This window comes from Williamsia sp., assembly GCF_016462415.1.
Taxonomy (GTDB): domain Bacteria; phylum Actinomycetota; class Actinomycetes; order Mycobacteriales; family Mycobacteriaceae; genus Williamsia_A.
Genome location: NZ_JAEMTF010000119.1, coordinates 1 through 10445, shown reverse-complemented (window position 1 = coordinate 10445; position 10445 = coordinate 1). Strand labels below are relative to the sequence as shown.

The 10445-nt window shown below is 69.5% G+C and carries 9 protein-coding genes and 1 pseudogene; 4 read left to right on the top strand and 6 right to left on the bottom strand.

What is annotated here, in order from left to right; all coding sequences use genetic code 11:
• On the bottom strand, positions 1 to 545 hold a 545-nt coding region (locus JHC79_RS20355; protein WP_296394247.1), incomplete at its 3' end, for a PspC domain-containing protein.
• A 169-nt stretch (positions 546 to 714) separates the two neighbouring features.
• Between JHC79_RS20355 and JHC79_RS20350 the strand changes: the two genes are divergently transcribed.
• The 3 genes and pseudogenes from JHC79_RS20350 to JHC79_RS20340 all read left to right on the top strand — a co-directional run.
• Entirely contained in the window at positions 715 to 1956 is a 1242-nt protein-coding gene (locus tag JHC79_RS20350) for a PspC domain-containing protein (RefSeq protein WP_366783125.1), read from the top strand.
• Positions 1953 to 2630 carry a response regulator transcription factor gene (locus JHC79_RS20345; protein WP_296394241.1) on the top strand — a complete coding sequence of 226 codons (678 nt, stop codon included), beginning with the start codon at positions 1953 to 1955 and terminating at the stop codon, positions 2628 to 2630. The genes JHC79_RS20350 and JHC79_RS20345 overlap by 4 nt, the downstream gene beginning before the upstream one ends.
• 203 nt (positions 2631 to 2833) lie before the next feature.
• Positions 2834 to 4456 (top strand): annotated as a pseudogene (locus JHC79_RS20340) (ABC transporter ATP-binding protein); the annotation flags it as partial.
• Positions 4457 to 4620: 164 nt separating this feature from the next.
• Here the strand turns inward: JHC79_RS20340 and JHC79_RS20335 are convergent.
• The 5 genes from JHC79_RS20335 to JHC79_RS20315 all read right to left on the bottom strand — a co-directional run bounded on the left by JHC79_RS20335 (position 4621) and on the right by JHC79_RS20315 (position 9406).
• Positions 4621 to 5829 (bottom strand): serine/threonine-protein kinase, encoded by a 1209-nt coding sequence (locus JHC79_RS20335; protein ID WP_296394238.1) that lies wholly within the window; start codon positions 5827 to 5829, stop codon positions 4621 to 4623.
• A gap of 70 nt (positions 5830 to 5899) precedes the next feature.
• The gene (locus JHC79_RS20330; protein WP_296394235.1) at positions 5900 to 6826 is read right to left on the bottom strand and encodes an RNA polymerase sigma-70 factor; all 927 of its coding nucleotides are present in this window, start codon (positions 6824 to 6826) and stop codon (positions 5900 to 5902) included.
• A complete protein-coding gene (locus tag JHC79_RS20325) occupies positions 6802 to 7950 on the bottom strand; it encodes an FAD-dependent oxidoreductase (protein ID WP_296394233.1) in 1149 nt (382 codons plus the stop codon). The genes JHC79_RS20330 and JHC79_RS20325 overlap by 25 nt, the downstream gene beginning before the upstream one ends.
• 79 nt (positions 7951 to 8029) lie before the next feature.
• Positions 8030 to 8695 (bottom strand): GTP pyrophosphokinase family protein, encoded by a 666-nt coding sequence (locus tag JHC79_RS20320; protein ID WP_296394252.1) that lies wholly within the window; start codon positions 8693 to 8695, stop codon positions 8030 to 8032.
• A 120-nt stretch (positions 8696 to 8815) separates the two neighbouring features.
• A complete protein-coding gene (locus tag JHC79_RS20315; RefSeq protein WP_296394231.1) occupies positions 8816 to 9406 on the bottom strand; it encodes a helix-turn-helix domain-containing protein in 591 nt (196 codons plus the stop codon).
• 93 nt (positions 9407 to 9499) lie between these two features.
• Between JHC79_RS20315 and JHC79_RS20310 the strand changes: the two genes are divergently transcribed.
• Positions 9500 to 10445 (top strand): NAD(P)/FAD-dependent oxidoreductase (locus JHC79_RS20310; protein WP_296394229.1); only part of this gene is annotated, 946 nt, incomplete at its 3' end.

Genomic DNA, 10445 nt, shown 5'->3' with positions numbered 1-10445 from the left:
GTCCCGATGGTGTCGGCCGAGGTACCCGGCTCGGCGTCGGGGCTGCGCTGATAGAGCAACCACCAACCGAGCAGCATCAGCGCCGCGCCGAGCAGGCCGCCCGAACTCCACGCGGCGTTGGGGGTGAACGACGTCACGACGATGACCGCGATGACGATCAACACGATGGTGGGTGGGTGTGAATGGTGCCGCGCCCCGTCGGAGGAGGGATGCCGACCGTGGCGGTGATCCCGACGGACCCGCCGGTAGTCGGCACGCGCCTGCCGGTACACCGCCTTGCGTTCGCGCCGGTTCATGTACTCCGACGGTGGGTCGTCGCCCGCGGGCAGCGTGATCCACGCCAGGACGTAGAGGATGACACCGCTGCCGCCGAAGAGGGTGGCCACGACGAACGCGATCTTCACCAGCGTCGGGTCCACCCGATACCGCCGCGCGATGCCGATGCACACCCCGGCGACGACGCCTCCGGCGTTCGGCCGTACCGGTCGCGTCTTCCACATCCGCAGTAGCGATTCGGCACTCGGCGTGACGGTTGTCGTGTTCATACCGATCATCTTCACCGGCCCGTTGCCCCCGACACCATCAGGATTCACCCTGAAATCGGCCCCGACCCCGCCGTCGGACTCAGGGCTCTCCCTGATGTGCGGGTACGCGCCGGCGTGTCAGTATCGACGTGTGAACGCACCGGCCCCACAACCCTCGTCCGAGGGTGGCCTGGCGCCGCTACCCGAGCGCATCGTGCGTCGCGACGGCGGTCGCATCATCGGCGGTGTGGCGGGCGGTGTCGCCGACCACCTCGGCATCGACCCCGTCCGCGTGCGCATCGTGTTCGTGGTGCTCAGCGCGCTGGCCGGGGCCGGGGTCTGCGCCTACGGGCTGCTGTGGTTCTTCTGTCCGCCCGGGTCGGACACGACACCGCCCGGACGCGGGGAGCGGACTCAGGCGTACGGCCTGGCGATGGTCGGGATCGTCGCGGTGATCGTCGTCGGCTTCGCGGCGTCGGGGACACCCGCGGAGTATCTGGTCCCGCTGGTCGTCGTCGCCATCGGCGCGACGCTGGTGTGGCGTGAGTTCGACTCACCCGAACACGCCTCGCCTCACCATGATTCGCGCAGTGCGGTTCTGACGTGGACGCGGGTCATCGGTGGCGGGGTGCTGGTCATCGCCGGTCTGGCTGTCGTCGTACTGGCCACGAACCGCTCCTTCGGCGGTCTCAGCGCAACGCTGTTGGCTGTCGGCGCAACCCTTCTCGGCGTGGTACTGCTGACGGTGCCGCTGTGGATGCGCATGCTGCGCACCGTCAACGCCGAACGCGCTGCGCGTATCCGCACCGCCGAGCGCGACGAGATCGCCGCGCACCTGCACGATTCGGTGTTGCAGACGTTGGCGCTCATCCAGAAACAGGCCGGCCGCCCCGAGGAGGTCGCCCGGCTGGCCCGGGGCCAGGAGCGTGAGCTGCGGCGCTGGTTGTTCGGTGAGCGCGAGCGGTCGGGCAGTTCGCTGGCGGCCGCCCTCGAGATCGTGGCGGGCGACGTCGAGGACTCCTACGGCATCGAGGTCGACGTGGTGACCGTCGGCGACCTGGCCTGGCCCCGGGGCGCGACCGCCGCCGACGTCGCCGAGGCGAAGCGGTGGGCGGCGCTGATGGGTGCGACCCGAGAGGCACTGATCAACGCGGCCAAGCATTCCGGGGAACGCAAGGTCGACGTGTTCGCGGAGGTGACCGGGGACGCGGTCGACGTGTTCGTCCGCGATCGCGGTCGCGGGTTCGACCAGGACCGGGTACCCGAGGACCGTCAGGGCGTGGCGAGGTCGATCCGCGCGCGACTCGAACGCAGTGACGGGACGGTCGTGATCAAGACGGCGCCGGATCGGGGCACCGAGGTGGCGATGTCGATGCCGCGCCGCGAACACGTCACGCAACCGGCGACCGAGAGCGAGAAGAGAGGCCGATGACCGTGCCCACAGAGACAGCGGAGTGTCGCGTCTTCCTCGTCGACGACCACGCGGTGTTCCGTTCCGGTGTGCGCGCCGAGCTGTCGTCGGAGGCCGGCCTGACCATCGTCGGTGAGGCCGGGAACGTCGCTGACGCCGTGAACGGGATAGTCCGCAGCACACCGGATGTCGTGCTCCTCGACGTGCACATGCCCGACGGCGGCGGGGTGGCGGTCGTGCGCGGTGTCGCCGACTCCCGCATCGACACCCAGCCGGTTTATCTGGCGCTCAGCGTGTCCGACGCCGCCGAGGACGTGATCGCCACGATCCGTGCCGGCGCCCGCGGTTACGTCACGAAGACCATCGCCGGAGCCGACCTCGCCGACGCGGTCCGTCGTGTCGCCGACGGGGACGCCGTGTTCAGTCCGCGTCTGGCCGGGTTCGTACTCGACTCCTTCACGGGACGATCCGCCGCTCCCGAACCACATCTCGACCCCGAGCTCGACTCGCTGACGCCGCGCGAGATGGAGGTCCTGCGGTTGCTGGCCCGTGGATACACCTACCGCGAGATCGCCGAGGACCTGTTCATCTCGATCAAGACCGTCGAGACGCACGCGTCGAACGTGCTCCGCAAGACGCAACAGTCCAACCGCAACGCGCTGACCCGGTGGGCGGCCAACCGGCACATCAGCTGACGCGCGGCGAGATCTGTCAGCCGACGCACAGTCACGGTGCGGAAGCCGCACAGACAGCGCTCCTACCTTCAGTCATGTCGGCAAGAGATGCCGACCACGATGAAGGAGAACGACATGACATTCACCCAGCCCCGCGGACGTCAGACCCCGAACCGGCCGAAGCGCCGCCAGCGCATCTGGGATCCGCGCAGCCGCCGTTGGCTGTGGATCTGGCGCTGACGCGACCGAACCAGACCGAATGCCCTTTCCGGGGCCCGTTTCGACGGGCCCCGGACGTCGTCACCCCCCGGTGTGGACGTACGTCCACCGAACATGCCGCACCACAAAGGATTCTCGTGACCGTCCTCACCGCGCTACGTCGCTTCGCGCCCCTCTTGCGCCCGGATCGTCGATCCCTCGTGATCGCGGCGCTGCTGCTCACCCTCTCGGCCGGCTGCGAGATCGCCGCCGTCTTCTTCCTCTCCGACGTGATCGACAGTGCCCTCACGTCGGAGACGGCGTCGGCGTTCGCGTTCTCGGCGAGCGTATGGCTCGGCATCACGGTTCTCGCAGCGGTCGCCGACTACATCGGGATGGTGACCGTCGTGGGGGCGTCGGAACGATTCGTCCTGCGCCTCCGTAACACGCTCTACGCGCACGTGCAGCGACTCAATCCACTGGTCCATCGACGATATGGGCTGGGCGACATGGTCACCCGGCACTCCGGCGACGTCGAGGCGGTCGAGCACATGACCGGGTCGGGTCTGCTGCAGCTGGGGATCGCCGCGCTCCACGTCGCCGGCCTCCTCACGGTGGCATTCGTGTTGAGCTGGCAGGTGTCGCTGGTCGCCATCGTCGCCATCCCGGTGCTCAGCGGACTCTCGGCGCTGTTCACCAGGGCCCAGACGCGTGCCGCACGCGACGAACGGGCAGCGACCAGCGCCATCGGCGTCGCCGTGCAGGAGGGACTCGCGGGGATCGAGACCACCGTCGCCTACAACCAGCAGAAGCGTGAGCACGATCTCGTCGACCGTCACGGCCGGTCCTGGATGCGGGCGCGCCTGGCGCAGACCAAGGTGGAGGCGGGATTCGGTTCGGTGCTGTCGGTGGGGCAGATCCTGACCATGCTCGCGATCGCGGTGGTGGGCGCCTGGCAGATCCGGCTCGGCCACCTCAGCGTCGGTGAATTGATCGCCCTCACCGGATATCTCGGCTACCTCTACCCGAAGGTGCAGGAGATCGCCGAACTCCGACTGGCGGTGGCCGCGGCGGTGGTCAGCGCCGACCGGGTCGCCGAGATCCTCGACATCGCCCCGAGTTCGGTGGATCTCGCCGGCGCACGACCCATCCCGCGCGGGCGACCCGCCCTGGAGTTGCGCGGCGTCTCGTTCGCCTACGACCGACCACTCATCACCGACGCGACCTTCACGGTCGCACCGGACACGATCACCGCGCTGGTGGGCCCCAGCGGGTCGGGGAAATCGACGCTGGCGGCCCTCGTCACCCGGTTCGATCGTCCACACCACGGGGTCATCACCCTCGGCGGTGCGGACATCGGCATCCACACCGCCGACTCCGTCCGTTCACAGATCACGCTGCTCCCGCAGCAGGTGGTGATCCGGGCGGGCACCGTCGCGGAGAACATCGCCTACGGCACACCGGGTGCCGACGAGACCGCGATCATCGCGGCGGCACACGACGCCGACGCCGACGAGTTCATCCGCAGCCTCCCCGACGGGTACCGCACACTGCTCGCCGACGGCGGTCTACGTCTGTCGGGCGGGCAGCGCCAACGCATCGCCATCGCCCGCGCGATCCTGCGGGACGCACCCGTACTGGTGCTCGACGAACCGACCGCCGGACTCGACGACCGCAGCGTGGACCGGATCGTCGGCCCCCTGCTCCGTCTCGCCGCGGGACGGGCCACCCTGCTGATCACGCACGACATCCGTGTGGCCGCACTGGCCCACGAGACGGTGGAGTTGGGTGACGACGGGCGAACCCACCGCCGTCAGAGCGCGACGATGAGCACGATCATCAGGACCACCAGCACGAGGACGGCGGCCACCCCGATCACCGCCGGTGAGATGGGCAGGGTCGGCGGGGTCGGGGTAGGGGACGTGGCGCCGACCGGCGTCGGGGCCGGTGCCGGTGGTGCTACGGCCTCCGGCGCGGGACCGGGACCGGGTGCGACGGGTCGTGCCGAGGTCGGGTGGATGCGGGCCGCGGGCAGGCCCGACTCGGTGCGCGGCGACGATCGGTTCGACCGGGTCGACGATCGTCCCGACAGCCCCCAGATCGGGATCGCGCTGTCGTTGCGGGGCAGGGGCGACTGGAGTACCGCGGACACGTTGCCTCCGGGCCCGGCCGCGATGCGCGCCAACTGATCTCGGGCCTGTGCCATGGTGGGCCGACGCCCCGGGCTCGGCTCGAGCATGCCCAGCAGCACCGGCGTGAGGTCACCGGCCCGGGTGGGGGGATTGATCTCACCACGGGCCACCCGGTGCAGCAGGACCAGCGAGTCCTCGTCGACCCCGAACGGCGGCTCACCCTCCACGGCGGTGTAGACCGTCGCGCCGAGTGAGTAGACGTCGGAGGCCTCGGTGGGCTCTCCGCCCCGGGCGAGCTCCGGCGCGAAATACGCCGGGGTCCCGGTGATCACACCGCTCTCGACGTTCGCGACATCGTCCTTCGCGCGGGAGATGCCGAAGTCGGAGATCTTGACGGTGCCCGCAGCGCGACCGGTGTTGGCGATGAGGATGTTGCCGGGTTTGATGTCGCGGTGCACGATCCCCTCGGAATGTGCGGTGGCCATCGCCGCGGCCACCTGGGCCCCGATGTGGGCGGCGTGGGCGATCGGCAGGGTCGTGGTGGTGTGCAGGATCTGCGCGACGCTACGCGACGGTAGGTACTCCATGACCAGCCAAGGTTCACCGCTCTCGAGTGCGAGGTCGTGCATCGCGATCGCGTTGCGATGACTCAGCCGCGCCGCCATCCGGCCCTCGCGCAGTGCCCTCGAACGGACGTCACTCGCCGACTCCTCGGTCAGCCCCTCGGTGGACACCACCTGCTTGACGGCGACCTCGCGTTCGAGCAGCTGATCGGTCGCCAGCCAGACCGCACCCATCCCGCCACCACCGAGTTTGGACCGGAGCCGGTAGCGTCCGGCGACGAGAAAACCGGGGCCGGGGACCTGTCGGGGGCGGTGGGGAACGGTCACAAACAACCAGGTTAGTGGACGTCGTGGTCTGCCGTTCGGACGTGCGACGCCGCGCGTCCGTGTGCGGTCGTCAGCGTGCGATGTCGAACGGGGTGAGCACCGCCGCGAGCTTGTCGGGATTGCGGACGGCGTACACCCCGGTCACCGTGCCGCCGACGATCTCGAGGACGAAGACGGAGTCGACCACCCCGCGTGACGAGATCACCAGCGCGGGACCACCGTTGTAGATCGCGGACTCCAGGCCGAGTTCGGGCATCTCCCACCGGGCGATGCCGATCAGGAACCGGGCGATCTTGTCGGCGCCGTGGATCGGTCGACGCGCCGCGTTGACCTTGCCGCCGCCGTCGGAGATGAGTACCGCGTCCGGGGCGAGGATGTTCATCAACCCCTGCAGGTCGCCGGAGAGGGCGGTGGACAGGAACGCCGTGGTGATCTCCTCGACGGCGGCCGGTGTCGACTCGAAGCGTCGGCGGCGGGCCTGCACGTGGGACCGGGCGCGGGCCGCGCTCTGGCGGACGGCGTCGACCGATTTGCCGACAGCCTCCGCGATATCGGCGTGGCTGAAGCCGAACACCTCCCGCAGGACGAACACGGCACGCTCGTCAGGACCCAGCGACTCGAGCACCACCATCATCGCCATCGACACCGATTCGCTGAGCACGATGTCGGCCTCGGGATCGCCCGCGGCGCCTGCGGTCTCCGGCATCCGCAACGGCTCGGGCAACCAGGGACCCACGTACTCCTCGCGACGGCGTGCCGAGGCACGCAGGGTGTTCAGCGATTGCCGGGTGACGATCGACGCGACATAGGACCGCACGTCGCGAACCGTGTCGAGATCGACGGCGGCCCACCGCAGATAGCTCTCCTGCAGGATGTCGTCGGCGTCGGTCGTCGAGCCGGTGATCTCGTAGGCGATCGTGAACAGCAGCGGACGCAGATGGGTGAAGGTGTCGGCGTGTGTCGACGACCCGGTCACCGGCGCGGTCCCCTCGTCCACGAGTAGGACCCGCCGCGCCGGCCCTCGCCGGCGATCCACCGCAGCGTCATCCGGCACACCTGCTCCTTGACCACCGCGCCGGCCCGGCCACCCACGAGGATCGGGCGGGGGCGGTCGTCGCGATGGGTGGCCACCACGGTCCCCGCGGTGCGACCGAGGCTGATGCACTGGGCGGCGAACCCCTGGTCCACCTGGGCAGGAGCGTCGCCGTCGAGCAACGCGCGCACCGTGTTCGCCGCCTGCGCCCCGAGCGGCATCGCCGCCTGGCAGCTCATCCGCAGGTCGCGTCCGGCCACGGTGATCGCGTCACCCGCCCCGATGACGTGGGGATCGTCGATGCTGACGAGGGTCGCGTCGACCCTCAACCGGCCGATCGCGTCGGTGCCCAGTCCGCTGCGGGACGCGAGATCGGGGACGGCGAAACCCGCTGTCCAGACGGTGATGTCGGCGGCGACGACCCGACCGTCGGTCAGAACGACCTTGCTGTCGGCGACCTCGCCGACCGGCGTGTGCTCGATCAGGTCCACACCGAGGCGGCGCAACCGCTTGGTCACCGACGCGCCACCCCGGACACCCGCCGACGGCACCACCCCGGCGCCGCAGATCAGCGTCACGGCGAGGTCCTCCCGCGCCTGGGCGACCTCCGCGGCCATCTCGACACCGGTCAGTCCGCCACCGACCACGACGACCGAGGCGCCCGCGGGGGTGTCGGCCAGTGCGGCGGCCAGACGGTTCGCGTCGTCGATGTCGGAGACGGTGTGGGCGAACTCGGTGACACCGGGAACCGGTGCCGATCCCGCCCCGCTACCGACCGCGTAGATAAGCCGGTCGTATCCGATGACGCCGCCGGTGGAGGTGAGGACTGTGCGCGCGGACCCGTCGATCCGCTCGACCGCCGCGACCACCCGCTCGATGTCGGGGTGTAGCAGGGTGTCGTAGCCGACGGTGGCCCCGCCGGTGCCCGCGGCGAGCTGATGGAGCCGGATGCGTTCGACGAAGTCGGTGTTCGGGCTGATCAACGTGACGGCGGCGGAGCCGGTGGCCGCCAGACGGTTGGCCGCCATGGTGCCGGCGTACCCACCGCCGACCACGACCACGTGTCGGCTGTTCGTGCGTGTGTTCATCGGACGCTCCTCGTGTACCTCGTGGGGGATTCTCTCCCCCTCAAGACACCGCGGGTCGGGAAAACGTGACACCGCCGCGCTACTGCTCGGTGATGAACCTGGTCCGTGCGGCCACCCACTCCTGCAACACCGCGTCCGACGGCACCACCTCGGGCACCGCGGACCCGCGATCGGCGCCTCGGATCTCCTCGTGCAGGTGCTCCATCGTCGCGTCGAGTCGATGCGCGGTCTCGGCGGCCTGGCCGAGTTCGTCGAGCAGATCCTGCGGGACGTCGGTGTCGTACTTGTAGTAGATCTTGTGCTCCAGGCTCGCCCAGAAATCCATGGCGATGGTGCGGATCTGCACCTCGACGACGACCGGCACGACCCGGTCGGACATGTTGACCGGTACCTCGAGGAGTGCGTGCAGGCTGCGGTAGCCGTTGGGTTTCGGGGTCGCGATGTAGTCGCGGATCTCCAAGACGGTGACGTCGTCCTGGCGTGAGAGCATGTCCATCACGTGATAGACGTCGGAGACGAACGAGGTGGTCACCCGCACCCCGGCGATGTCGGTGATGGTCGCGCGGATCGCCTCGAACGACGGGGCGCACCCCTTGCGGCCGATCTTCGCGAGGATGCTCTCCGGTGCCTTCAACCGCGACGACAGGTTCTCGATCGGGTTGTAGTCGTGTAGGTGGGTGAGCTCGTCCCGCAGGATGGTGATCTTGGTGTTGACCGTGTCGATCCCGAACTTGTACTGCATCATGAAGCGCGCGAAGTCATCTCGCAGCTGATGCAGGTCGGCCAGGTTGGTGGCGGGCAGGAGGTCGGTCAGTCGCGCGTCGGCTCGGCGATGGTCGGGTTCGGTACGGCTCACGCCTGCACTCTACGGTCGCGGTCCGGTGCGCAGATGTGCTCGTTCGCCCTGCTTGCCGAACAGTGCCAACACCTCGACGGGGTGGGGTCCGGAAGCGCCGAGCCAGTGCGGGACGTGTGTGTCGAACTCGGCGGCCTCACCCGGCGCCAGGATCAGGTCGCGATCGCCGAGGATCAGCCGCAACCTCCCGTCGAGCACGTAGAGCCACTCGTAACCTTCGTGGGTCCGCAGTTCCGGGACCGGGGCCTCCGGTGTCACCGGCAGGATCATCTTGTAGGCCTGCAGACCACCGGCGCGTCCGGTCAGCGGGATGAAGGTCATGCCATGCCTTGTCGTCGGTCGCAGGACCACGCGCGGGTCGCCGGTCCGGGGTGCGCCCACCAGGTCGTCGAGCTGCACGCGGTACGCGCTCGCCAGGGGGAGCAGTTGTTCGAGTGTCGGCCGGCGTTGGCCTGATTCGAGGCGGGAGAGCGTGCTCACCGAGATCCCGGTGCTCGCCGAGAGGTCGGACAGGGTGATGTCGCGCTGGTTGCGCAGCGCACGTAGGCGTGGCCCGACGGCGGCGAGTACGGCGTCGGTGTCGGTGGTGGGATCATCCATGTCCCCACTTTGCCGGATCGGCAACAAACGTTGCCAGTATTTCGCGTTCGGTCGCACAGTGGGGACAGTGCGAATCGAGCAGAGGAGACAGCGATGGACGAGATGATGGACGTGGCCGTGATCGGTGGCGGTGCGGCGGGGCTCGCGGCGGCGGTGACGCTGGGCCGACAACGACGATCGGTGGTCGTCGTCGACGCCGGATCACCGCGCAACCTCCCCGCCGACGGAGTGCACAATTTCCTGACGCGCGAGGGGATCTCGCCGTCGGAACTGGTGACGACGGGCCGTGCGGAAGTAGAACTCTACGGCGGCCGGGTGGTCAGCGGTACCGCCTCGCATGTCGACGGTGGGGTCGGTGACTTCACCGTGACGCTCGACGACGGGGGCACCGTGCGTGCGCGTCGGCTGGTCGTCACGACCGGTGTCGTCGACGAGCTCCCCGACATCGCGGGACTCTCGCAACGGTGGGGACGCGACGTGTTGCACTGCCCGTTCTGTCACGGATGGGAGGTGCGCGATCGGGCCATCGTCGTCATCGCCACGAGCGCGATGTCGGCGCATCAGGCACACATGTTCCGGCAGTTGAGTGCCGACGTGACCATCGCCCGCCACACGGCGCCGGAGTTCGTCGGTGAGCAACTCGAGACACTCACCGCCCGCGGCATCGGTGTCGTCGATGGCCTCGTCACCGAGGTGGTCGTGCGCGACGACCGGCTCGTCGGGGTCCGGCTCGCCTCCGGGGCCGAGGTGGCGTGCGATGCGGTGGTGGTCGCGAGCACCGGACGGGTCGGTGGCGCGGTGGTCGAGTCGTTGGGCCTGACGGTCGAGGAGGTGCGGGTCGGCGATCACCTGATGGCGACCGTGATCGCGACCGACCCGATGGGTGCGACCGGGGTCGCCGGGGTATGGGCGGCCGGCAACGTCGCCGACGCGCGCGCGACCGTGGTCGCCTCGGCCGCATCCGGGGTGGGGGTGGCGATGGCGGTACACGGGAGTCTGCTCGAACAGGACATCGCCGATGCGGTCGCGGCGCGGCGTG

What these genes read in the sequence shown, in the direction of transcription:
- JHC79_RS20345 (WP_296394241.1), top strand. Translation starts at nt 1,953, where the DNA reads ATGACCGTGCCCACAGAGACAGCGGAGTGTCGCGTCTTCCTCGTCGAC.
- JHC79_RS20325 (WP_296394233.1), bottom strand. Translation starts at nt 7,950, where the DNA reads ATGAACACACGCACGAACAGCCGACACGTGGTCGTGGTCGGCGGTGGG.
- JHC79_RS20320 (WP_296394252.1), bottom strand. Translation starts at nt 8,695, where the DNA reads ATGATGCAGTACAAGTTCGGGATCGACACGGTCAACACCAAGATCACC.
- JHC79_RS20315 (WP_296394231.1), bottom strand. Translation starts at nt 9,406, where the DNA reads ATGGATGATCCCACCACCGACACCGACGCCGTACTCGCCGCCGTCGGG.